We start from the raw sequence: 22569 nt of genomic DNA on the forward strand, positions 1-22569 counted from the left end.
GGCGCCTGAGGGATCGCACGGAGGCGTACATCTGTACGCCGCACACGGGATCCCGAAAGGCAACGCCGTGATTGCGGAAAAGCCGCATTTCACAGCACCACTAAGTTGTCGCGGTGGATGACATCATCCCCATACCTATATCCAAGTATCCCTTCGATCTCGGCACTCTTGTGTCCGGCGATCAATTCCATCTCCCGACTGGAGTAGTCGGTGATGCCCCGGGCGAATTCGGTACCGTCGGGGGTGCAGATCCTGACACAGGCCCCCCGGTCGAATTTTCCCTCCACCCGGATCACGCCGGACGGGAGCAAGCTCCTGCCTTGCTGGGAAAGGACCTTGAAGGCACCACTATCGACAAAAACCCGGCCTACGGTCCTTTGGGTATAGGCGATCCAGTGCTTGCGCCGGTTGAGGCTGACCTCTGCCGGAAGGAACAGCGTCCCCACCTCTTCCCCGGTCAGAACCCGTTCCAGATTGCCGGGCTGCCTGCCGTTGATCATCAGCGCGGGCACACCCGACCTTCCTACCTTCTTGGCAGCGGCGATTTTTGTCGCCATGCCGCCGGTGCCAACCGATGTACCGCTTCCCCCCGCCGCACGCTCCGTCTCCTTGGTAATTGAACGAATCAGGTGGATAAGTTTGGCAGCAGGATCAGTGCGGGGATCGGCCGTATGAAAACCGTCAATATCGGTAAGAATGACCAGCAGCTGGGCCTCCACCAGGTTGGTCACCAGGGCCGAGAGGTTATCGTTGTCGCCGAATTTTATCTCGTCCACCGCCACCGTGTCGTTCTCGTTGATAATGGGAATGATTCCGCATTCAAGGAGGGTATCGATGGTCGCCCGGGCATTTAGGAAACGGGGCCTGCTCGCCAGGTCGTCGCGGGTCAGAAGCAGCTGTGCGACCTTGATGCCGTGGCCGGCAAAGTTCTCTTCGTAGGCACGCATCAGCTTCGACTGGCCGATTGCCGCCGCCGCCTGCTTCTGGGGAATGGTCCGCGGCCGGTCCGCCAACCCCAGCTCTCTTCTTCCAGCAGCAACGGCACCCGATGAAACGAGAATGACCTCGATGCCATGCTCCCGGAACCCCACCAACTCAGCGGCCAGATCCTTGATGCGCTCCATGTCAAGGCCATTGCCCACGGAGGTGATTACACCGCTGCCGATCTTTATGACGACGCGCTTTACCTTTTTCAGAATTTCTTTTCGCACGAGCACGTACCCGGACCCTGATTTAAAGATATCTTTAATAGCATGTTTGGCGATCTATGGCAAACGGTCATGAGCAAACCGGACAGTTTCACGTTGACAAACCGCTGGGGGGATTTTAGACTGTTCGCCTGCCGGACAAGGAGCGCTACTTGCTTAACAAGGATCTCTGGAAGAAGAAAATCAAGGCCATACTATCACTGGACAGCCACCCGGGCCATATATCGGCAGGCTTCGCCGTCGGTGTCTTCATCAGCTTCACCCCGTTCTTCGGTCTCCACACCCCCCTGGCCATTGCCGCCGCCTTCGTTTTCCGCCTCAACAAGCTCACCTGCATCACCGGAGCCTGGGTCAACACCCCGATCACAGTCATCCCCATTCTCGGGCTCAGCTATAAGCTGGGGAGGATGCTGCGCGGCCTTCCCTCTGCCGAATTGCACACCACCAGCCTGCAATGGCGGTACCTGGAAAAGCATGCATCGTCCCTGCTGCTCGGCACCTCGATCCTCGGTTTCATTGCCGCCATTTTCGCCTATTTCATCTGTTATTACCTGGTGCTGCGTTTCAGGCAGAAGGACGAAACATTGGCGGAACTTGCCAACGAAATGGAAGAAACGGGCGAAGACGTGGAATAAAAAAAAGTTCTTCAGACATTTTCGGAAAGGCAGTCGTGGCATCGGGAGAGAGCGACGAGCTACAGCGGCAAGCGGATACCCGCCGCATGTGGAACGGAGAGGGACCCCGCCAATCCAAGCATCATGCGCTATTACGCGGGCGACACCGCAAGGTCCGCAGCTGTGGCGACAGAGCGAACGGACGATGTCGCGACTGGCTTCTATTCCGCATATTCCACAGAATTCCCGGAAGAACATAAAAAAAAGGACCGGGGTCACTCCCCAGCCCTTGATCATTCAGCGGCAAGACTTTTCCGACCGGTTATTTCCCCAAGAACGGCGACAGCACCATGTAGGTCACGAATGCCACCGCTGCCGAAGCGGGAATGGTTAAGACCCAGGCGACGACAATACGGGTCGCGATGCCCCAGTTAACCGCCGACATCCGCTTGGACAATCCGACCCCCAGGATAGACGAAGTGATGACATGGGTGGTACTGGTAGGCATGCCGAAGGCCGACGCACCTAGTATGACCCCCGCCGAAGCTGTTTCGACGCAGAAGCCGTGCACCGGCTGCAACTTGACGAAATCCCGCCCCACTGTTTTGATGATCCTCCAGCCTCCTGCTGCCGTACCCAGGGCCATGGCCACCGCACAGGCTATCTTCACCCAGGTGGGGACGGCGAAGGTGGAAATGGTTCCGTAGCTGATCAGGGCCATGGTGATGACCCCCATGGATTTCTGGGCATCGGCAGTGCCGTGGGAAAAAGCCATGAAGGCAGCCGAAAACACCTGCAACCGGCGGAAGGAACGGTTCAGCCCATACGGGGCCTTATTCTTGAAGACCCACATCATCAGCACCATGAAGATGAATCCGAGGATTGTGCCGAGCACCGGCGAGATCAGCAGGGCAAGGATGATCTTGTTGAGCCCAGCCCAATGGAGGGCAGCAACACCGGCATGGGCAATGACCGAGCCCATGATGCCTCCGATGATGGCATGGGAAGAGGAAGACGGTAGCCCGTAGTACCAGGTGATCAGGTCCCAGATGATAGCCCCGGCTACGCCGGCGACGACGACCATCTGGGTGACGTTGTTGGCATCGACGATCCCTTTGCCGATGGTGGCTGCCACCTTGGTGGAGATCATGGCACCGGCGAAGTTGAGGCCGGCAGCCATGATGATGGCGCTGCGCACGGAGAGTGCCCGGGTGGAAACGCAGGTGGCGATGGCGTTGGCGGTGTCGTGAAAGCCGTTGATGTAGTCAAAAAGAAGCGCTACCGCGATAACCAGAAAAAGCATTACCAGTGTTGCATCAGGCATTTTTTACCACCACGCTTTCCAGAATATTGGCGGCGTCCTCGCATTTGTCGGTAGCCCTTTCCAGGGTCTCGTAGATTTCCTTCCACTTGATGAGCTGAATGGGGTCCTTTTCCTCATCGAAAAGGCGGCTGATCGCTTCGCGACAAACCCTGTCCGCTTCGTTTTCCAGCGCATTCACCTCGACACAGTACTCACTGATCGGCTCCAGCTTGCCCCCCAGGAGGGCAACCGTCTTGTCGATGGTCTGGCAGGACTTGAGGATGAGAAAAGCCAGTTCCTTCGCCTCCGGGGTCGGTTTTTCCACGTTGTACATGACCACCCGTTGAGCCGAGGCATCGATCAGGTCGAGGATATCGTCGAGGGCCGAGGAGAGCGCATAGATGTCTTCCCGGTCAAAGGGGGTGACGAAACTTTTGTTCAACTTCTTGATGATGTCGTGAGTCAGGGAGTCTCCCTTGTGCTCCACATCCTTGATGCGCCGCTGACTGGTGGCCGGATCGTTGAAACCATCCAGCATATCTTTCAGCAATTCGGCACCCTCGACGATATTGCTTGTCATTTCCTTGAACATGTTGAAAAATTTCTCGTCTTTGGGAATCAGCCCAAACATGCCGCTACCTCCGGACGGCCCAGAGCATCCTGAACCTGTATATTTATAAAACTCGTAGTAAATAGCATAAATTCGCCATGGTGCCCACTTAAATGTTACAAATTTGTCACGGCGAGTGTTTATTTACAGGAAGTCGCAGCTGTCCCCCTTTTTACCCAAGCTTATCCCCCCTGTGCACCTTTATTTCCCCCTTGCTTTTGCCTGACGCTTCGCTTATCGTGCTATCCGCTACAGCATCAAAGGAGACCACGCCCAGATGAACCCGCTTCACGCTACAGTACTCGGCATCGTCCAGGGATTGACCGAAATCCTTCCCATCAGCAGTTCCGCACATCTGATCCTTATCCCCGACTTTCTCAGGTGGCCCGAGTCGGGAATCACCTTCGATGTCGCCCTCCACCTGGGGACTTTCATCGCCCTTGCCCTCTATTTCCGCACGGACATCATGGAGTTGATCGGCGACTTTTTCACAGGAATGAGCAACTGGAAGCATCAACCCACGTCGAGGCGGCTGCCGTTCTACATCATCGCCGGCACCGTTCCGGCAGCCATCGTCGGCAAATTGTACGAAACCCCCATCGAGGAGCTTTTCAGGAAAAGCCCGACGATCATCTCCCTCTTCCTGATCGTTTTCGGCCTGCTGCTGGCCTTTGCCGACACCAAGGGGGACAAGCGTTGGAAAATGGACTCCATTACCCTCAAATCGGCACTGATCATCGGGATTGCCCAATGCCTGGCGCTTATACCGGGGGTTTCCCGATCCGGCATTACCATTACCGCAGCGCTCCTCCTCGGGTTCAACAGGGAAGCTGCAGCACGGTTTTCGTTCCTGCTGTCCCTTCCCATTGTCGCCGGTGCCGCGGTGTTGAAGGTGGGCAAGTTGTTCATCACCGGCATCGCCCCGTCCGAAGTGGGACCGCTTCTCATCGGCATCGTCACATCAGCCGTTTTCGGCTATATCAGCGTAGCCTTCCTGCTGAAGATGATACAGCGCAGCTCCCTTTATCCATTTGTCTGGTACCGACTGGCCGCAGGGTGCCTGTCGCTGGTGTTAATCTATTTCGGCTGAGAGGTGACGATGGGAGGAGGGATCAAGCAGTGGCCCGAGGATGAGCGCCCCAGGGAAAAGCTCCTGAAACGGGGAGCTGCTGCCCTGTCCGATGCCGAGCTCTTGGCGCTGATCATCGGCACCGGCGATTCCTCCAGCGGTCAGAGCGCATTGGATATGGGAAGACAGCTGCTGGTGGAATTCAGCGACCTGCGCAACCTTGCCCATGCAACAGCCAGCGAGATCTGCAGCATCAAAGGGGTCGGGCCGGCCAAAGCCGCCTGCGTCAAGGCAGCACTTGAACTGGCAAATCGTTGCGGCACCCGCCGTTTCGAAACCCTGGAACGCTTCACCTCCCCCGCCCAAGTCTTCGAACATTTTCATTTCGAGTTCCGCAACCAGCGCAAGGAATACTTTCTGGCCCTGCTCCTGGACGGCAAGAACCGCATTCTCAAACGGGTGCAGGTATCCGAGGGCTCCCTCAATCAAAGCATCATCCATCCCCGCGAGGTCTTCAGCCAGGCAGTGCGGGAATCGGCAGCCGCCGTCATCCTCGTCCACAACCATCCCACCGGCGATCCGACCCCCAGCCGGGAAGACATGGAGATCACCCGCCGGTTGCGGGATGCGGGGGACCTCCTTGGGATCAAAGTACTCGACCATATTATTATCGGCGACGGGGCGTTTCTCAGCTTCGTCGACCGGGGATTGCTCTAGCATTAGAGGCCGTACCAAAAGAAGGTGCATGAAAAGTCCGAGACAACCTGAACGGAAGGAGCACCTATGCCCCGTATCAGCATCACCTGCCCCCATTGCAGGTTCAGGCGCGAAATGGAGGACACGGCCATCCCGGCGGGAGTAACCAGGGCCACCTGTCCAAAATGCCGGCAGCCCTTTCCCCTGCAAGATGCCATCGAGCATGCGGCAGCAGTCCCTCAGCCCCCTGCCGAACCGCCGTCGCTGCCAACCATGCCAACCCCGGTCCAGGCTGCCGGTACTGTCCAAACCTCCCCCTCCCGCCCCCGGATGCTCCGCTTTTCCTTCACCGGCACCGCCCGGGAGTATTTCGGTATCTGGATCGTCAACACGCTGCTCAAGATCATCACCCTAGGCATCTATTCGGCCTGGGCCAAGGTCCGCAAGCGCCGCTACTTCTATGGCAACACCTTGCTCAACAACACCGCCTTCGAATACATGGCCGATCCCTTGGCCCTGTTCAAGGGATGGCTGCTGGCCGCCGTCTTCTTCATCCTTTATTCCATCGGCACCAACGTCAACCCCATCCTTGCCGCCACGCTCGGCTTAATCTTTTTTTTCACCATGCCCTGGCTGATCGTCCGTTCCCGCATCTTCAACATGCGCAACTCCGCTCACCGCAATATCCGCTTCACCTTCCAGCCCAGCTACAGGGAAGCCTACCTGGTCTTCGCAGGGCTGCCGTTCCTCGTGCCCGTCACCCTAGGAATAATCGCCCCGTACATGGTCTACCGGCAGAAGAAATTCTTCATAGAAAACAGCGGTTACGGCCGAAATCGCTGCAGCTTCGATGCAACGGTCAAGGACTTTTACCTGCTCTTCATCAAGGCTGCGGGCCTGGCACTCCTGGTCGTCGCCGTTCTTGCCGTCTGCGGCTTCGTCTTCTCCACCGTCTTCCGCGATCTCATCCCCCTCTTCGTCGATGGCAGCAGTGCGGGGAAAAAGACCATGCAAAAGGGCTTCATCGCCATCTTCTTTGCCGTCATCATCGGCATGAACTTTATTTACCTATTCTTCACCATCTATGTACAGACCGCCCTCGCCAACCTGACCTGGCAAGGAACCCGCATCAGGAACAGCCGCTTTTCCAGTACGCTCCGGGTGCGGGACATGGCTTGGCTCTATATATCCAGTGCCGTGGCTATCCTCTGCTCCCTGGGACTTCTCATTCCATGGGCATCCATCAGGATTACCCGCTACCGCTTCGAAAACCTCTCCCTCCTGATGAAAGACGACCCGGAATCGTTTCTCGGCTGGGGGCATGCCGGTGTCGGTGCTGCCGGAGAGGAAATCGGCGATATGTTTGGCATCGATGTCGGCCTATGATGGAACTGCGCGGCCACTATTATGATGGCAAAAGCTCCATGCGCCGTACGGTGATTCTGACCCGTGACGGCAATGATCTCGTCCTTTCGGGCGAGGGAGTGGAGAAACGCTTTCCCGTCGATTCGGTCAAGGTGTCGCCACCGCTCGGCAATGTCCGCCGCACAGTGCGTTTTACCGACGGAGCCCTCTGCGAGATCCTCGACGACCGCCATTTTGGAAAGGTCCTCGGCGACAGCAGACAACCAATACAACGCTTCATCAGCCGCTGGGAGCGCAATCTGCCCATGGTCCTGGCGGCCCTGGTCCTGACCATTGCCGCCATCGCCGGTTTCATCAAATACGGCGTTCCGCTCCTCACCAAACAGGTGGTCCAGGCCATCCCACAGGCCTCGGAAGTGCAACTGGGAAAAGAATCCCTCGAATTCCTCGACAAGCACCTCATGGAGCCCTCCAGGCTCCCCTCTGACCGGCGGCAGCGGATTGCCTCCCTTTTCAGTGAAATGAAGAAAAAGCTGCCCCGGGCGCAGCACTATCACCTGGAATTCCGCGCCAGCAAAGCAATCGGCGCCAACGCCTTCGCCCTTCCCGGTGGCATCATCGTCGTCACCGACGGCATGGTGGAGCTGGCCCGAAACGATGAGGAACTGGAAGGGGTCCTGGCCCACGAGGCGGGACACCAGCATGCCCGCCATGCCCTGCGCCACGTGCTGCAAAGCACCGGCAGTGGCCTTCTCATCGCCGCCGTCACCGGCGACATAACCTCCATCACCACCCTTTCCGCCACGCTCCCCACGACACTGGTCAACGCCGGGTACTCCAGGGAATTCGAGAACGAGGCGGATGATGCCGCCGTCGCCTACCTGACGGCACAGGGAATCCACCCCCGGGTCTATGCGGGCATGCTCGCCAGGCTCCAGGCGGATCATGACAAGAAGGCAGGCGGAACCGGGAACCGCGTCTGGACCCCTGCCGACCTCTTCGCCACCCATCCTTCAACGTCGGAACGGATGCGGCGCGTCCTGGGACTGGAGAAGTGATGATTTGTCGAAATTAACGTGGTGCGGCAGTTGACTTCCCGCGAGGCGATGATTAGCTTTTGCCTACAAGGAAAGGAGCTAGCATGAGCGACCAATCATCCGAAAATAAAGACGAAAATGATATCCCGGCCGGAGAGGAGCCAAGCGGGCTGATCCTGGCCAGCGAGGTCCTTCCTGCCGGACTCCCCATAATCCCCCTGCGCCCCCGCCCTGCATTTCCCGGCCTGCTGATTCCCATGGCAGTCAACGAGCCCCATCAGCTTGCGGCGGTAAAACGGGCCATGGACAGCCCTTCACGCACTATTGGCCTCGTGCTGGTAAAGGATACGGAAAAACCTGACAGTACCGCAAACCTGCACCAGATCGGCGTGGCTGGCAAGATCGTCAAGGTGATGCATACCGATGATGAAAGCGCCCACTTCCTCGTCAACACCCTGGAGCGCTTCACCATCGAGGACCTGAGCGAGCCCCCCGATATTTTTTTCGCCAAGGTCAGATACAGCTACGGCACCGAGCTTTCGGTCAATCCCGAGTTGAAGGCTTACTCCATGGCGGTGCTTGCCACCCTCAAGGAACTGATCCAGATCAACCCCCTCTACTCAGAGGAAATCAAGCTCTTTCTCGGCCGCTCCAGCCTTGACGACCCGGGTCGCCTGGCCGACTTCGCCGCCAACCTCACTTCGGCAGATGGGCAGGAATTGCAGCAGGTGCTGGAAAGCTTCGATGTGCGCAAGCGGATCGACCTGGTTCTGATCCTCCTGAAAAAGGAGCTGGAGGTTTCCCGCCTGCAGACCAAGATCTCCAAGCAGATCGAGGAAAAAATCAGCCATCAGCAGCGTGAGTTCTTTCTCCGGGAGCAGCTGAAGGCGATCAAGAAGGAACTCGGCCTTGAAAAGGAAGGAAAAACAACCGAGATCGAAAAGTTCGAGGAGCGCCTCAAGGGGCTGAAGCTGAATGGGGAAGCGGAGCGGGCGGTAACCGAGGAGATCGAAAAACTGAGGCTCCTGGAACCCGCCTCCGCCGAGTACCATGTGACCCGCAATTATCTGGACTGGCTGACCATTCTTCCTTGGGGCAAGTTCAGCAAGGACTCCTACAACCTGGACAAGGCGCGCCGTATCCTCAACATGGATCATTACGGCCTGCAGGACGTAAAAGAGCGCATACTTGAATTCATCGCTGTCGGCAAGATGAAAGGAGACATCTCCGGTTCCATCGTCTGCCTGGTGGGACCTCCCGGCGTCGGCAAGACCTCCGTGGGCAAAAGCATTGCCGATGCCCTTAATCGCACCTTCTATCGATTCTCACTGGGGGGGATGCGCGACGAGGCCGAGATCAAGGGGCACCGCCGCACCTACATCGGTGCCATGCCCGGCAAGTTCATCCAAGCCATGAAGAGTGCCGCCACCGCCAACCCGGTGCTGATGCTGGACGAGATCGACAAGGTGGGAGCATCGTTCCAGGGTGACCCCGCCTCCGCCCTACTGGAGGTGCTCGATCCGGAACAAAATGCCACCTTCCGTGACCACTACCTGGACGTCCCCTTCGACCTGTCCAACGTCCTCTTCATCGCCACCGCCAACCAATTGGACACCATCCCGGCGGCCCTTCTGGACCGGATGGAGGTGATCCGCCTTTCCGGCTACATTCTGGAGGAAAAGCTGGAAATCGCCCGCCGCTACCTGATTCCCAAGGCGCTCAAGGCACACGGGCTGAAGGAAGGCCAGGTGACGATCCGCAAGGAGGCACTGGCCGCGCTTATCGATGGCTGGGCCAGGGAGGCAGGGGTGCGCACCCTGGAGAACCGCATCAAGAAGATCATGCGCAAGGCGGCCATGGAATTCGCCTCCGGCCGCAACGAAAGCATCGTAGTCGGCAAAAAAGACCTGGTGGAGTTCCTAGGGCAGCCGGTCTTTACCACCGAAGAGCTCTTTGAGGCGGTGCCTGGCGTCGTCACCGGCCTCGCCTGGACCAGCATGGGGGGAGCCACCCTCCCCATCGAGGCGACCGCCATGCCCAGCAAGGGCAAAGGCTTTCGCCAGACCGGGCAATTGGGCAACGTCATGGTGGAAAGCTCGGAGATCGCCTACTCCTACGTCATGGCCCATCTCAAGGACTACGGGGCACCCGAGGATTTCTTCGACACCCACTTCGTCCACCTCCACGTTCCGGCCGGAGCCACTCCCAAGGACGGCCCATCCGCCGGCATCACCATGGCCACGGCACTCATTTCCATGATGACCGGCAAACCGGTGCGGAAAAAACTGGGCATGACCGGCGAGTTCACCCTCACCGGGCGGGTCCTCCCCATCGGCGGCCTCAGGGAAAAAACCATAGCCGCCCGCCGCGCCGGCCTGAAGACACTCATCTTCCCCGAAGCCAATCGCAAGGATTTCAACGAACTGGCTGACTACCTCAAGGAAGGGCTGGAGGTGCACTTCGCCCGGGAATATAAGGATGTGTACAAGGTCGCCTTCGGCAAAAAATGACCATAAAAGCCACAGCGGACAATAGGAAAAGCAAAGGATCATCTATTTGGTCCTTTGCTTTTTTTGTTTCCAGATTCCGAAAGATCGGCCAAATGATCGGCCAAAAAAATTAGAAAACAAATTAGTTATTTATTTATTCGATGAAATGCGCTACAAAAACATCGGCCACTACATCGGCCAAATATGTCTATGCAACCAATTGCAATGATTTGTTTTCACATACTTTATAAATTCCAACTAGCACCCGATTAACCGGCCAAACTATGTCTAACAAGACACGAACTTAGCCTTTAGGTTAATTAAATTTACGAATTTCAATATCGGCCAAAGTACCGGCCATATGCGGAGCCACCATGGAAGATGGTTTCTACACAAGGATTTCAGAAATGGAGCCGATGATGCCTTCCGATGCTACGGGAGAGTTAGGTGATTTGGCCATTGAGGTGATCCGCAAATCGGCTGCCATCAGCGCCGCTGTTCACCCTCTCACCCAGAGAGGAATCATTGAACTGGTAAGAAGGATGAACAGCTACTATTCCAATTTAATCGAGGGACATAACACTCATCCTGTAGATATCGACCGCGCCATGCGGGAGGATTTTTCCAAAGATCCAGCAAAAAGAGCACGGCAACTTGAAAGCAAGGCCCATATAGAGGTGCAGAGATGCATCGAATCCCGCATTGAGAATGCTCCGGAAGTTGTCATTACTAGCAAAAGCTTTTTGTGCTGGATACATAAAGAATTTTATGAACGGATGCCCGAGGAATATCTTGTCGTACAACGTGCAGATGGAAAAACCGAAAAAGTGGTTCCCGGGGAAACAAGGAAATTGGAGGTTGCGGTGGGGCGGCATTTGCCGCCCAAATCGGAGTACCTGAACGCATTTATGAAAAGATTCGAAGACGTCTACGATCCTCACCGGCTGAAAGGGCTAAACCAGGTTATTACAACGGCAGCCTCCCATCACCGGCTTGCATGGATTCATCCCTTCTTGGATGGCAATGGGCGAGTTACTCGTCTTTTGACCCATGCATATCTTAAAACGGCAAAAATAGATGGTCACGGGTTGTGGACGGTTTCCCGAGGCTTCGCAAGAAACCGCGAACAATATCTGGCTGCATTGGCCGGAGCAGACCAACCCCGCAGAGGAGACCTGGATGGCCGAGGGAACTTGACACAAGCAGGATTGCTCGGATTCTGTAAATTTTTCCTCAAAACTGCCATTGACCAAATTGACTTTATGGCAGCCCTTTTGGACCTGGATGGCATGCAGAAAAGAATTCAGGCGGTTGTCGATCGTAAAGTTTCTTTTGGTGAATTGAGACCCGAAGCTGGTCATTTGTTGAGAGATGTATTTTTACGAGGAGAAATACCCCGAGGAGAAATACCCCGCATCATCGGAATGCCGGAACGCTCGGCGCGCCGGGTGGCCAGCAGTCTGCTAGAAAAAGGCTATTTGGTCTCCGGCTCGGGAAAGGGACCGGTAATGCTCGGTTTCCCAGCATCGATGGTGGGGTATTATTTCCCTCGCCTGTACCCAGAGGGAGTGGAGGCAAGCCTTGAGTAGGGTTTGATAAGCTTTTGTCCATTGTGCTTTTTTGGCATCTATCTATACATACAAAAGGGGAAAGAATCCGTATTTGTCCTGGCTGCCCAAATGCCTCTGTGCCTAAACTCTTGAGCATGGAGCAATTGTAACCTATGAACTCGTAGATAAAATCCATTGTGGAAATGTGGTATATAGGAACAAAGCCGCACCACGGGAGCGGCTTTTAATTTTGTGTGAAAGCTGGTAATAGTACTATTGGAGTGCTATTAAAGAGAGCTGAATCAAACGGAGCAACTTTCATGGGCATAGGATCGATTCTGGGAACGGCCGCCCGCGGCGTGGCCTGGGGACAGTTGGCAAATGCGGCGCTGCAGTATGGGCCCGAGATAGTCAAAAAGATCAGGGAGCGGCGCCAAACGCACCCGGCGACGGAATATGACGGTGCCACCATCGAACAGCTGCAGGGGCGCATCGAGGAGTTGGAAACGGCTCTGGCGAGACAGCAGGAACTGACCGCAGAGCAGGCACGGACCATCGCCACCCTGGAGGATGCAGCCAGGACGCTGCAGGCACGGGTGCGGCGGGCCACTATCATCGGTGCGGTGCTCGGGCTTGCTGTCGTTACCCTGCTCATCGTCCTGCTGATGCGGCTGTAAAAGAAGGCACGGACGGAGATCACCCATGCCCAATCGCCCCGCCGAGGCCGAGCATATCCGCCACTGTCCCCGTTGCGCCGCGCCCTCGCTCTCCTGGCTCAGTGAAAAAAATTTCCGCTGTAGCGCCTGCGGCTTTACCCTCTTCCTCAATGTGGCAGCAGCAGTCGGAGTGATCATGGAATGCCAGGGCAAGCTGCTCTTCGGCGTCCGAAAAAATGATCCGGGCAAAGGGATGCTCGACCTCCCCGGAGGATTCGTCGATCCAGAGGAGAACGCCGAGGAGTGCGCCCGACGGGAAGTGCGGGAGGAAACCGGCATCGACATCCCCCCGGCCTCCTATTTCATGTCACTCCCCAACAGCTATCACTACCGGGACATCACCTACAGCACCCTCGATCTGGTCTATACCGTAAGTTTTGACCAGCCCCCCCCCATGCGGGCAGCCGACGATCTGATCGACCTGCTTTGGATACTCCGGGGAAAAATAGATCTCGACAGTATCGCCTTTCCCTCCCTGCGGGAGGCGGTGAGGCGCTACCTTTTGCAGCCAACCGCCCCACTGGTATAATTCCTCAGACATCCATTCCAAGCGGAGGTTACCAATGGAAGAGAAAAACTGGAACCCGGCCGACCTGCTGCAGCTCTCCGGCGGCTACTGGAGCACCTGCGCCCTCCATGCCGGAGTAAAGCTCGATGTCTTTACCCGCCTTGCAGGCGAACCACGACCTGCCGGAGAACTGGCCGGCGAGATAAATGCCGATGCACGAGGCCTCGCCATGCTCCTTGACGCCCTGGCCTCCCTGGGCCTGCTGGCAAAGGAGCAGGGCATCTATCGCGCCACCCCCTTCGCCGAACAATTCCTCAGCAAGGACTCTCCCCAGTACCTGGGACACATCATTCTCCACCATCACCATCTCATGGAAAGCTGGGCGCACCTGGACCAGGCGGTAACAAGCGGCACCCCGATCAGCCGGCGGGTCTCCCATGAGGCTGGAGAAGAGGAACGGGAAAGCTTCGAGATGGGGATGTTCAACCTGGCCATGATGCTGGCGCCGAAGATCGTCCCCAACATCGACCTTTCAGGGCGCAGGCGCCTGCTGGATCTTGGGGGTGGGCCGGGCACCTATGCCATCCATTTCTGCCTGCAAAACCCAAGGCTCACCGCCGTTATCTACGACCTTCCCACCACCCGTCCCTTTGCCGAAAAGACCATCGCCCGCTTCGGCCTTGCCGACCGCATTGCCTTCCAACCGGGTGATTTCATCACGGACAGCATCGAAGGGAGCTTTGACGTTGCCTGGCTGTCCCACATTCTCCACAGCGAAGGACCGGAAGGGTGCGCCGTCCTGCTGAGCAAGGCGATCGCCTCCCTGGAACCGGGAGGGCTGATCCTCATCCAGGAATTCATCCTCAACGACGCCAAGGACGGCCCGGTCTTTCCGGCCCTCTTCTCCATGAACATGCTCCTGGGTACCCCCCGCGGGCAGGCCTATGGAGAAAAAGAGATTACGGAAATGCTCAAGGCGGCCGGTGCCAAAGAGGTCCGACGTCTGCCCATGGATCTTCCCAATGGTGCCGGCATCATCGCCGGGGTAGTCGCGGAGAAATAGATGCGTTTTCTGCCGTTGCTCGTGATGCTCTTTCTTCTGGGCGGTTGCTCACGGGGAGAACAGCTGCCCAGGCTGCCGGCCGACGGGGTCATTCTCGCCTTCGGCGACAGCATTACCTACGGCACGGGTGCAGCCGCCGGTGAAGGTTATCCTGCGGTGCTGGAACGGCTGACGGGACGGAAGGTGGTCAATGGAGGGATTCCGAGTGAGGTGACGGCGGAGGGACTGCAGCGGCTGCCGGAGCTTTTGGAGCAGGTGCAGCCGAAGATGGTGATCATCTGCGAAGGGGGCAACGACATGATCCGCCGCCTTCCCCATGGAGAGATCGCCACCAACCTGCGGCAGATGGTACGGCTGGTAAAGGAAAAGGGGGCAATTCCGCTCCTGGTGAGCGTGCCGGCACTGGATCTTTCATTTGCTCCGCCCGAATTCTATGGCGAGATTGCCAGGGAGGCGCACATCCCATGGGAAGAAAAAACGCTCACCCGCATCCTCACCAGTCGATCTCTCAAGTCCGACCCCATCCATCCAAATGCTGCCGGTTACCGGAAGCTGGCCGAAGGACTGGCACAGCTTCTCCACGAAGGGGGAGCCATCTGACGGAGCGACCACTTTTCGTTTGACGTTCCCGGAGCCATCCTCTATTTATACAGGCATGGCCATTGATGCATATCTTCCTTACATCCTCGCCCTCAACATCCTGCTTACCATCCTTGACGCCACCATCGGCTACCATGCCGCGCCCTCCCTTGTCCGCACCGGTGCGGCAGACGAGGAAAGCCGCGCCGCGGCAGCTAAAACGATCCGCTCCATGCTGGCCCTGGTGGTGGCACTCTACAGCTTCTTTTCCTGCCTTGCCTTTTCACGGCAAAATCTGCCGCTGCTGCTCATCCTCACGGCGGTGATCGTCGTCGATATGGTTGCGCAGGTCATCCTCCTCAGAAAAATGAAGAACCGGAGCAGGTAAATTCCTCAGGCAGGCAGGAACTGCTGCAGATTTGCCAGTGCCCGCTGCAGCTTCTCCATGTTGTGGGCCTCGATGGTCCATGCTGCCTGTGGCGCATAGTGCGCCATCAAGCGGAAAAATAGGGGGAAATCGATGCCACCCTCGCCGAGGGGGGCGTGGTCGTCCCGGGTGCCCTGGTTGTCGTGGATATGACTCTCGGCAATATACGGGCCAAGAGCCGCGAACCACTCGTCCATCCCCACAGTCTTGAACAGATTCCAGTGTCCCACGTCGAAACAGTGGCGCAGCCGGGGTGAGTCGATGGCCTCCAGCAGCGCCACCAGCGTCGAAGGCTCCTCCTCGAAGATGTTTTCCACGGCAATGGTGCAGCCGATCGTCTCCGCCCGTTCCAGCACAGTCTGAAAGGTGTCAATGCTGTGCCGCAGCCACTCTTCCTTTTTCTCTCCGTAGCGCCAACGATCGTAACCGGGATGGAAGACCATCACCTGCGGCTTGAAGATGTCCGCTGCATTCAGAACGTCGTTGAAGCTCTGCCGGGTCACCTCGCGGATCTGACGCACCACGGACCCGGGGTTCAGGTCCATGAAGGGTGCGTGAATGGTGCACGACAGCCCGCTACCGGCCAGGAGATCGGCCTCGACCCGCATTTTTTCGGGGATGACCTCATCCAGAGCGTCGGCGGAAAAGAAAATCTCCGGGTTGATGCTTTCGGCAATGAGGTAATCCAGGTTGCGACCCAGGTACGGATAGGGTACATGGGCAAAAACTTTTTTATTCATGATTTTTCCTCTGCCTTTTTATATCGTCGGGGCACTTGCCGCAGTTGACCAGCTCGTCCAGCTTGTAGATGGCGGTGGGCTCACCAAGGACGATGAGGGTGTCATGGGCCTCCATGTGGGTATGGGACTCAGGGTTGAAGACCATCCTGCCCGAGACCTTCTTGATGCCGACGATAATAACGCCGGTTTCCCGGCGGAAGCCGGAACTGGCAAGATTTTCGCCGATGAAGCCCGAGGTGGAGGGTATGACGATTTCTTCCATCTGCAGTTCCAGGTGTTCCCGCCCGGTGGCGATTTCAATGAAATCCATGACGTTAGGGCGCAGAATCGCCTGGGCCATTCGGCTGCCTCCGATCAGGTACGGCGAGACGACTTTGTTGGCGCCGGCCCGTTTGAGTTTAATTTCCGACCCTTCCTCGCCGGAACGGGCGAGGATATACAGATCGGGGTTGAGACCGCGGGCCGTCAGGGTGATGTAGACATTCTCCGTATCGGAGGTAACCACTGAAATCAGCCCCTTGGCCCTCTTGATGCCCGCCTTGAGCAGCGTCTCGTCATCGGTGGCGTTTCCCTTGAGAAAGAGGTAGCTGTCCTGGGCCAGTTTTTCCACCACCAGCGGGTCATTCTCCACCACGACGAAGGAAAGCGGCTTTGCGGCGAATTCCCTGCAGATCAGGGCACCGATTCTGCCGAAGCCGCAGATGATGTAATGGCCGCTCAAGGCCTCAATTTTTTTTTCCAACTTTTTCCTCCCGATTATACGCTGCAGCTGCCCTTCGAACATGAGCTGGACCACGCTACCGACAATATAGCCCAGAACACCGACGCCGAAAAAAATCAGCATCATGGTGAAGACCTTGCCGGCATCGCTCAGCTCGTGCACTTCCCGGAAACCGACCGTGCCCAGCGTAACGACAGTCATGTAGAGAGCGTCAAGCAGGCGCCATCCTTCGATGGTCGAGTACCCCGCCGTGCCGATGGAAACCAGCAGGGCCAGCACCAATACCGATATTTTCAAATGGCGGACAGGATCCAATAAAAGCTCCTCTTTTTTCCGCCTAAAATACTCCGGCCATGGCTGAATTTCAAGTTTTTAATGCCTCGTAAGTACCTGAATGGTCCAGACAAAAGGGGAAATTCTTGACAATTTATGTATACTGTATACAATTGCCCCGGTACTGGAGGATCTCCCATGAAAAGAAACCTCGAAAAGCATCTGACCCTCAGGGAGCGCATCCTTGAAACGATCCGCGATGCCATCATGAGCGGTTCCCTCAAGCCGGGAGAAAAGGTAGCCGAACCGGAACTGGCCGAGCGATTCGGCATCAGCAGGACCCCCATCCGCGAAGCCTTCCGCCAGCTGGAATCGGAGGGCTATCTGACGGTGATTCCCCGCAAGGGGGCCGTGGTCACCGCATTTTCTCCGCGGGACGTGGAAGAGTTCTACGCCATCAAGAGCATCCTCGAAGGCTATGCAGCGCGCAAAGCCTGCGATAACCTGACGCAGAAGGAACTGGATAAACTGGCGGCCATCAATCAGAAACTGAAGCAGCTTGCCGATGCCGGCGACATCAAGAACTTCTTCAAGGTACACCAGGATTTTCACGACCTGTTCATCAAGGCCGCCAACAACGATAAGCTTTACGAGATGGTCAACGGCCTGATGAAGAAATTTCAGCGACTGCGGATCGCATCCCTGAGCAAGAAGGGGCGAATGCACGTCTCGGTGGAAGAACATGAAAAAATCATCGAGGCCTTCCGCAACAAGAACGCCGGTCTGGCGGAAAAGCTGGTGCAGAAAAACGCCGAATACGGCGGCATCGTCCTCATAAAAAGCGGTCCCGACGGTTCGCCGATGAAGAAGGCGGAGCAGACCGCAGCGAAACATCTGGATCTCTGAATCCCCTCGTCACAGCTATAAGATAACCACATCCACTCTTACCGGCCGGACGGCGACATTCCGTTATGGAAATCCGCTCCCCCTGTGTTAAGCTGTGGATGTTTTCGTATGTGAACATTTTTATTGCCTTTGATGGGGAGGGACGGCGATTGAACCTGTTGAAGCAGATTCCGAAGGTGGACAAGGTACTGGGATGGGAGGGGATACAGACCCTGCTGGAAAACCATCCCCGCCCGGTGGTGATAAGGGCCGTGCGCACGGCACTTGAGAACCTGCGGAACCGCGCCCTGCGGCAAGAAGGGGAACGCGCCCAATTCACCGAGGAAGCAATCCTGGAGCAAATCGGCCGGGAAATTGGCTCCCTCAGCGCCCGCAAGCTCAAACGGCTGGTCAACGGCACCGGCGTCGTCATCCATACGAACCTGGGGCGGTCTCCCCTGCCGGAGAGGATTCGTGAAGCATTGGACGAGGTGGCCTTCGGCTACTCCAACCTGGAGTTCGACCTGGCAAGCGGGGAACGGGGCAGCCGCTATGCCCACGTGGAGGAAATACTCTGCGAACTGACCGGGGCAGAGGCTGCGCTGGTGGTCAACAACAACGCCGCCGCTGTTTTGCTGGCCTTAAGCTCACTGGCCGCCGGCAGAGAAGTGATCGTCTCCCGGGGAGAGCTGGTGGAAATCGGCGGCTCGTTCCGCATTCCCGACGTCATGCGCCAGAGCGGCGCCATTTTGCGGGAGGTGGGGGCCACCAACCGCACCCATCCCGGGGACTACAGCGCGGCAGTCACCCAGGATACCGGACTGCTGCTCAAGGTACACTGCAGCAATTTCGCTGTAGTAGGCTTTACCGCCGAAGTCTCGGCCGAACAGCTGGTCGAGCTGGGCAAGCAGCATGCCCTGCCGGTATTGGCCGATGTGGGAAGCGGCAATCTGGTGGAACTGTCCCGGCGCCTCGGCTGTAACGAACCTACAGTGCAGGAATTCGTCGATGCCGGGGTGGACGTCATCACCTTCAGCGGCGACAAGCTCCTTGGCGGCCCCCAGGCGGGCATCATCATCGGCAGAAAGGCGCTGCTGGCACCCATGAAGAAGCACCCCCTGCTGCGGGCCGTGAGGATCGACAAGCTGACCCTGGCTGCTTTGGAAGGGACCCTGCAGCTGTACCGGGACGAGCGACAGGCGCTGCAGGAGATCCCCACCCTGCGCATGCTGACTGTCCCCCTTGAAGAGCTGGCGGACAAAGCAAAAAGAATAGCGGCAGAGCTGCAGAAAGTTGTGCGCGGAAACGTACAACTCTCCCTCGTCGAGGGCTTTTCCCAGGTGGGAGGGGGAGCACTTCCACTCCTGCAGCTTCCCACGGTGCTCATCGCCATTGCCGCCGGCACCATGTCGGCCCAGGAAATAGAACAGACCATGAGACTCTCCCCTGTGCCGGTTATCGGCAGAATCTTCAAGGGAGCCTTTCTTCTGGATCCCCGCACCATTCTCGAAGAAGACATACCGGCACTGACCGCCGCTCTGCAAGGCATGAATCCCTGACAGCCTGCTGTTAAAGAGCGCGTGTCCCCCTTCCCCGGCCAATTTGTATTTGGCCTTTTCACCCCGGATATGTATAATCGAACGATTTTATTGGCGGAAAAGCGCCGTTTCAATCCGATTTGTGGGGACGGGAACATGAGAGTCATCGCACTTATCCCTGCCGCCGGCATGGGGAAACGCATGGGAGCCGGCATGAACAAGCAGTACCTGCTCCTGGACAACAGGCCCATTCTGGCCCACACCCTGGCCGTGTTCGAGCAGGCACCCTTCGTCGACGACATCCACGTGGTCATACCCGAGGCGGAAATTTCCTTCTGCCGGGAGCAGGTCGTGGAAAAATATGGCTTCGCCAAGGTCCGCAGCATCATTGCCGGCGGTAGCGAGCGGCAGTATTCGGTGCTGAACGGCATCAGGGCGCTGAGCAATTGCAACGAAGACGACGTGGTCATCATCCATGATGGGGTCAGGCCTTTCGTGCCCCTGCAGGTCATCAGGCATTCCATCGAGACGGCGAGCCGCCATGACGGTGCCCTGGTAGCCGTGCCGGTCAAGGATACGGTAAAATGCGTCAGCGACGGCATCGTTACCGATACCCCCCCGAGGGAAACCATCTGGCTCGCCCAGACTCCCCAGTCCTTCAGATACGACATCATCAGTGCAGCCCATGAATTGGCAGCTGCCGAAGGATTCCTCGGCACCGACGACGCGTCGCTGGTGGAGCGCCTGGGAAGAGAGGTACATGTGGTCAGGGGGGATTACCGCAACATAAAAATTACGACGCCGGAAGACATGCTGCTGGCGGAGACTTTTTTGAAGAATCAGACTGCATGAAAGAGGCTACCATGAGAATAGGCCACGGCTATGATGTGCACAAGCTGGTAAGCGACAGGAAATTGATCCTTGGCGGAGTTGATGTACCCTATGAAAGGGGGTTGCTCGGCCATTCCGACGCCGATGTTCTACTCCACGCCATCTCCGACGCCATCCTCGGCGCCATCGGCGAAGGGGACATCGGCAAGCACTTCCCCGACACCGATCCCGCCTATAAGGGGGCGGACAGCATCAAGCTCTTGATGCATGTCATGGGGCTGGCCAGGGACCGGGGTTACGCCATCGGCAATGTGGACGCAACCGTTATTGCCCAAAGGCCGAAACTGGCCCCCCATATCCCCTTGATGCGGGAGAACATCGCCAGGGCACTGGGTTGCGGGACGGGAAGGGTCAATGTCAAGGCAACAACCACCGAGGAGCTCGGTTTTTGCGGCCGGGGAGAAGGAATAGCCTCCCACGCGGTGGCGCTGCTGCAACGCCGGCACGATCTTTCCCCCGAACTGAAAGAGGTCCTGGAAACGAGGTGACAATATCTATGGAATCCGCCAACAGCACTGCTTCGACCCCGGAAACCGCGGCGACAAGCAACTTTATCCGTACCATCGTCGAAGAAGACCTGAAAAACGGCAAGCATAAGACCGTGGTCACCCGCTTTCCGCCGGAGCCAAACGGTTACCTGCACATCGGCCACGCCAAATCGATCTGCCTCAACTTCGGTCTGGCCCGGGACTTCGGCGGCCGCTGCCACCTGCGCTTCGACGATACCAATCCTGCCAAGGAAGAGGTGGAATACGCCGAAGCGATCAAGGATAACGTTCGCTGGCTCGGCTTCGACTGGGGGGAACACCTCCATTACGCCTCCGATTATTTTGAGCAGCTTTACCAATGGGCGGAACAGCTGATCCGCCAAGGTGACGCCTATGTTGAGGATCTCTCCGCCGAAGAGATCCGAGCCTACCGCGGCACCCTCACCGAACCGGGCAAGGAGAGTCCCTGCCGTAGCCGCACTTCGGAAGACAATCTTGCGCTTTTCCGCCGCATGCGTGCCGGCGAGTTTGCCGACGGAGCCAAGGTGCTCCGGGCGAAGATCGACATGGCCTCCCCCAACCTCAACCTGCGCGATCCGGTCATGTACCGCATCCTCCATGCCCCCCACCCCCATGCCGGGGACAAATGGTGCATCTATCCCATGTATGACTTCGCCCACGGCCAGAGCGACTCCATCGAAGGGATCACCCACTCCATCTGCACCCTTGAGTTCGCCGATCACCGCCCTCTCTATAAATGGTTCCTTGAACGGCTGGGCATCTACCAGCCCCATCAGTACGAGTTTGCCCGCCTCAACCTGACCTACACGGTCATGAGCAAACGGAAGCTGCTGCAACTGGTGCAGGATGGCGATGTTTCCGGCTGGGACGACCCGCGCATGCCGACCCTCTCCGGCCTGAGGAAACGGGGCTACACCCCCGAATCGGTACGCAACTTCTGCGAGCAGATCGGCGTCGGCAAAAGCGACAGCTGGATCGACATGAGCATTCTTGAGGAAGCCGTGCGCAATGATCTAAATGTGAGGGCGCCCCGGGCCATGGCGGTGCTTCGCCCCTTGAAGGTAGTCATCGACAACTATCCCGAAGGCCTGACCGAAGAGTTCGAGGCGGCAAACCACCCCAACGACCCGGCCATGGGCACCCGCAAGGTTCCCTTTGCCCGTGAAGTATACATTGAGCGAGACGACTTTCTCGAAGAGCCGCCCAAGGGCTTCTTCCGCCTCTCACCGGGGCGGGAAGTGCGGCTGCGCTATGCCTACATCGTCAAATGCGAAAGCGTCGTCAAAGACGCAGCAGGTAACATCGTCGAGGTGCGCTGCAGCTACGATCCTGCCTCCAGAGGAGGGTCGGCTCCGGATGGCCGCAAGATCAAAGGCACCATCCACTGGGTCTCGGCCAGGCATGCCGTCAAGGCCGAAGTACGCCTCTACGACCGGCTCTTCACAGTCCCCAACCCGGACAAGGGGGGACAGGATTTCAAGGCCTTCATCAACCAGGATTCGCTCCGGATAGTTGAAGATGCCTGCCTGGAACCGGCGCTGGCCAAGGCGGCATCCGGCTCCAGCTATCAATTCGAACGCCAGGGGTATTTCCACGTGGGCTCGACCTCGGCCGACGGCACCCCCGTTTTCAATCGCACCGCCACCCTGCGTGATTCGTGGGGAAGTGGCGGCAAGAAAGAATGACCGATGTAAACGCAGGCTTACGGAAGGCACCAGCCGGGGTAGAATAAACAGGCAGCCGCCCGGCGGTGCGCTTTCGGCAGCCTGGAGGACGAA

The 22569-nt window shown here is 57.6% G+C and carries 22 protein-coding genes; 17 read left to right on the forward strand and 5 right to left on the reverse strand.

What is annotated here, in order from left to right:
* Nucleotides 1-89: 89 nt before the first annotated feature.
* Entirely contained in the window at nt 90-1211 is a 1122-nt protein-coding gene (gene proB / locus ML541_RS02245) for a glutamate 5-kinase (RefSeq protein WP_243370284.1), read from the reverse strand.
* Between the two features lie 149 nt (nt 1212-1360).
* Here proB and ML541_RS02250 point away from each other — a divergent pair, with 149 nt between their 5' ends.
* Nucleotides 1361-1843: a DUF2062 domain-containing protein gene (locus ML541_RS02250; protein WP_243370286.1), complete on the forward strand. Its 483-nt coding sequence runs from the start codon at nt 1361-1363 to the stop codon at nt 1841-1843.
* A gap of 301 nt (nt 1844-2144) precedes the next feature.
* Here the strand turns inward: ML541_RS02250 and ML541_RS02255 are convergent, their stop codons facing one another.
* Both ML541_RS02255 and ML541_RS02260 read right to left on the reverse strand, forming a co-directional pair.
* Nucleotides 2145-3146 (reverse strand): inorganic phosphate transporter, encoded by a 1002-nt coding sequence (locus ML541_RS02255; RefSeq protein WP_243370288.1) that lies wholly within the window; start codon nt 3144-3146, stop codon nt 2145-2147.
* The gene (locus tag ML541_RS02260; protein ID WP_243370290.1) at nt 3139-3756 is read right to left on the reverse strand and encodes a DUF47 domain-containing protein; all 618 of its coding nucleotides are present in this window, start codon (nt 3754-3756) and stop codon (nt 3139-3141) included. The genes ML541_RS02255 and ML541_RS02260 overlap by 8 nt, the downstream gene beginning before the upstream one ends.
* Before the next feature lie 256 nt (nt 3757-4012).
* Between ML541_RS02260 and ML541_RS02265 the strand changes: the two genes are divergently transcribed.
* The 11 genes from ML541_RS02265 to ML541_RS02315 all read left to right on the forward strand — a co-directional run bounded on the left by ML541_RS02265 (nt 4013) and on the right by ML541_RS02315 (nt 15195).
* On the forward strand, nt 4013-4825 hold the full coding sequence (locus ML541_RS02265) for an undecaprenyl-diphosphate phosphatase (RefSeq protein ID WP_243370292.1): 813 nt from the start codon (nt 4013-4015) through the stop codon (nt 4823-4825).
* A gap of 9 nt (nt 4826-4834) precedes the next feature.
* Nucleotides 4835-5521: a DNA repair protein RadC gene (gene radC, locus ML541_RS02270; protein ID WP_243370294.1), complete on the forward strand. Its 687-nt coding sequence runs from the start codon at nt 4835-4837 to the stop codon at nt 5519-5521.
* A gap of 66 nt (nt 5522-5587) precedes the next feature.
* On the forward strand, nt 5588-6886 hold the full coding sequence (locus ML541_RS02275; RefSeq protein ID WP_243370296.1) for a DUF898 family protein: 1299 nt from the start codon (nt 5588-5590) through the stop codon (nt 6884-6886).
* Nucleotides 6883-7923, forward strand: coding sequence for a M48 family metallopeptidase (locus ML541_RS02280; protein WP_243370298.1), 1041 nt, complete (start codon nt 6883-6885; stop codon nt 7921-7923). Before ML541_RS02275 ends, ML541_RS02280 begins: the two co-directional genes overlap by 4 nt.
* 83 nt (nt 7924-8006) lie before the next feature.
* Nucleotides 8007-10412, forward strand: a complete 2406-nt coding sequence (lon, locus tag ML541_RS02285; RefSeq protein WP_243370300.1) for an endopeptidase La — start codon at nt 8007-8009, stop codon at nt 10410-10412.
* A gap of 353 nt (nt 10413-10765) precedes the next feature.
* Complete coding sequence (locus tag ML541_RS02290; RefSeq protein WP_243370303.1) at nt 10766-11980, forward strand: Fic family protein; 1215 nt, start codon at nt 10766-10768, stop codon at nt 11978-11980.
* A 281-nt stretch (nt 11981-12261) separates the two neighbouring features.
* The gene (locus tag ML541_RS02295; RefSeq protein ID WP_243370305.1) at nt 12262-12618 is read left to right on the forward strand and encodes a hypothetical protein; all 357 of its coding nucleotides are present in this window, start codon (nt 12262-12264) and stop codon (nt 12616-12618) included.
* A gap of 25 nt (nt 12619-12643) precedes the next feature.
* Nucleotides 12644-13186 carry an NUDIX domain-containing protein gene (locus ML541_RS02300; protein ID WP_243370307.1) on the forward strand — a complete coding sequence of 181 codons (543 nt, stop codon included), beginning with the start codon at nt 12644-12646 and terminating at the stop codon, nt 13184-13186.
* A gap of 34 nt (nt 13187-13220) precedes the next feature.
* Entirely contained in the window at nt 13221-14228 is a 1008-nt protein-coding gene (locus ML541_RS02305) for an acetylserotonin O-methyltransferase (protein WP_243370309.1), read from the forward strand.
* Nucleotides 14229-14828 (forward strand): arylesterase, encoded by a 600-nt coding sequence (locus tag ML541_RS02310; protein WP_243370311.1) that lies wholly within the window; start codon nt 14229-14231, stop codon nt 14826-14828.
* Nucleotides 14829-14883: 55 nt separating this feature from the next.
* The gene (locus tag ML541_RS02315; RefSeq protein ID WP_243370313.1) at nt 14884-15195 is read left to right on the forward strand and encodes a hypothetical protein; all 312 of its coding nucleotides are present in this window, start codon (nt 14884-14886) and stop codon (nt 15193-15195) included.
* A gap of 5 nt (nt 15196-15200) precedes the next feature.
* Here ML541_RS02315 and ML541_RS02320 read toward each other — a convergent pair whose 3' ends face one another.
* Both ML541_RS02320 and ML541_RS02325 read right to left on the reverse strand, forming a co-directional pair.
* Nucleotides 15201-15974, reverse strand: a complete 774-nt coding sequence (locus ML541_RS02320; RefSeq protein WP_243370315.1) for a sugar phosphate isomerase/epimerase family protein — start codon at nt 15972-15974, stop codon at nt 15201-15203.
* Nucleotides 15967-17010: a potassium channel protein gene (locus tag ML541_RS02325; RefSeq protein ID WP_243370317.1), complete on the reverse strand. Its 1044-nt coding sequence runs from the start codon at nt 17008-17010 to the stop codon at nt 15967-15969. The genes ML541_RS02320 and ML541_RS02325 overlap by 8 nt, the downstream gene beginning before the upstream one ends.
* A 156-nt stretch (nt 17011-17166) precedes the next feature.
* Between ML541_RS02325 and ML541_RS02330 the strand changes: the two genes are divergently transcribed.
* The 5 genes from ML541_RS02330 to ML541_RS02350 all read left to right on the forward strand — a co-directional run bounded on the left by ML541_RS02330 (nt 17167) and on the right by ML541_RS02350 (nt 22476).
* Nucleotides 17167-17874, forward strand: a complete 708-nt coding sequence (locus ML541_RS02330) for a GntR family transcriptional regulator (RefSeq protein WP_243370319.1) — start codon at nt 17167-17169, stop codon at nt 17872-17874.
* A 149-nt stretch (nt 17875-18023) separates the two neighbouring features.
* Nucleotides 18024-19412 (forward strand): L-seryl-tRNA(Sec) selenium transferase, encoded by a 1389-nt coding sequence (gene selA / locus ML541_RS02335; RefSeq protein WP_243370401.1) that lies wholly within the window; start codon nt 18024-18026, stop codon nt 19410-19412.
* A 135-nt stretch (nt 19413-19547) separates the two neighbouring features.
* Complete coding sequence (gene ispD / locus ML541_RS02340) at nt 19548-20243, forward strand: 2-C-methyl-D-erythritol 4-phosphate cytidylyltransferase (protein ID WP_243370321.1); 696 nt, start codon at nt 19548-19550, stop codon at nt 20241-20243.
* Between the two features lie 11 nt (nt 20244-20254).
* On the forward strand, nt 20255-20770 hold the full coding sequence (gene ispF, locus ML541_RS02345) for a 2-C-methyl-D-erythritol 2,4-cyclodiphosphate synthase (RefSeq protein ID WP_243370323.1): 516 nt from the start codon (nt 20255-20257) through the stop codon (nt 20768-20770).
* 8 nt (nt 20771-20778) lie between these two features.
* The gene (locus ML541_RS02350; RefSeq protein ID WP_243370325.1) at nt 20779-22476 is read left to right on the forward strand and encodes a glutamine--tRNA ligase/YqeY domain fusion protein; all 1698 of its coding nucleotides are present in this window, start codon (nt 20779-20781) and stop codon (nt 22474-22476) included.
* Nucleotides 22477-22569: the final 93 nt, after the last annotated feature.

The sequence above is a fragment of the Geotalea sp. SG265 genome, from assembly GCF_022808985.1.
In the GTDB taxonomy this organism is placed as follows: Bacteria; Desulfobacterota; Desulfuromonadia; order Geobacterales; family Geobacteraceae; genus Geotalea.

What these genes read in the sequence shown, in the direction of transcription:
- ML541_RS02255 (WP_243370288.1), bottom strand. Translation starts at nt 3,146, where the DNA reads ATGCCTGATGCAACACTGGTAATGCTTTTTCTGGTTATCGCGGTAGCG.
- ML541_RS02260 (WP_243370290.1), bottom strand. Translation starts at nt 3,756, where the DNA reads ATGTTTGGGCTGATTCCCAAAGACGAGAAATTTTTCAACATGTTCAAG.
- ML541_RS02265 (WP_243370292.1), top strand. Translation starts at nt 4,013, where the DNA reads ATGAACCCGCTTCACGCTACAGTACTCGGCATCGTCCAGGGATTGACC.
- radC (WP_243370294.1), top strand. Translation starts at nt 4,835, where the DNA reads ATGGGAGGAGGGATCAAGCAGTGGCCCGAGGATGAGCGCCCCAGGGAA.
- ML541_RS02275 (WP_243370296.1), top strand. Translation starts at nt 5,588, where the DNA reads ATGCCCCGTATCAGCATCACCTGCCCCCATTGCAGGTTCAGGCGCGAA.
- ML541_RS02280 (WP_243370298.1), top strand. Translation starts at nt 6,883, where the DNA reads ATGATGGAACTGCGCGGCCACTATTATGATGGCAAAAGCTCCATGCGC.
- lon (WP_243370300.1), top strand. Translation starts at nt 8,007, where the DNA reads ATGAGCGACCAATCATCCGAAAATAAAGACGAAAATGATATCCCGGCC.
- ML541_RS02290 (WP_243370303.1), top strand. Translation starts at nt 10,766, where the DNA reads ATGGAAGATGGTTTCTACACAAGGATTTCAGAAATGGAGCCGATGATG.
- ML541_RS02295 (WP_243370305.1), top strand. Translation starts at nt 12,262, where the DNA reads ATGGGCATAGGATCGATTCTGGGAACGGCCGCCCGCGGCGTGGCCTGG.
- ML541_RS02300 (WP_243370307.1), top strand. Translation starts at nt 12,644, where the DNA reads ATGCCCAATCGCCCCGCCGAGGCCGAGCATATCCGCCACTGTCCCCGT.
- ML541_RS02305 (WP_243370309.1), top strand. Translation starts at nt 13,221, where the DNA reads ATGGAAGAGAAAAACTGGAACCCGGCCGACCTGCTGCAGCTCTCCGGC.
- ML541_RS02310 (WP_243370311.1), top strand. Translation starts at nt 14,229, where the DNA reads ATGCGTTTTCTGCCGTTGCTCGTGATGCTCTTTCTTCTGGGCGGTTGC.
- ML541_RS02315 (WP_243370313.1), top strand. Translation starts at nt 14,884, where the DNA reads ATGGCCATTGATGCATATCTTCCTTACATCCTCGCCCTCAACATCCTG.
- ML541_RS02320 (WP_243370315.1), bottom strand. Translation starts at nt 15,974, where the DNA reads ATGAATAAAAAAGTTTTTGCCCATGTACCCTATCCGTACCTGGGTCGC.
- ML541_RS02330 (WP_243370319.1), top strand. Translation starts at nt 17,167, where the DNA reads ATGAAAAGAAACCTCGAAAAGCATCTGACCCTCAGGGAGCGCATCCTT.
- ispD (WP_243370321.1), top strand. Translation starts at nt 19,548, where the DNA reads ATGAGAGTCATCGCACTTATCCCTGCCGCCGGCATGGGGAAACGCATG.
- ispF (WP_243370323.1), top strand. Translation starts at nt 20,255, where the DNA reads ATGAGAATAGGCCACGGCTATGATGTGCACAAGCTGGTAAGCGACAGG.
- ML541_RS02350 (WP_243370325.1), top strand. Translation starts at nt 20,779, where the DNA reads ATGGAATCCGCCAACAGCACTGCTTCGACCCCGGAAACCGCGGCGACA.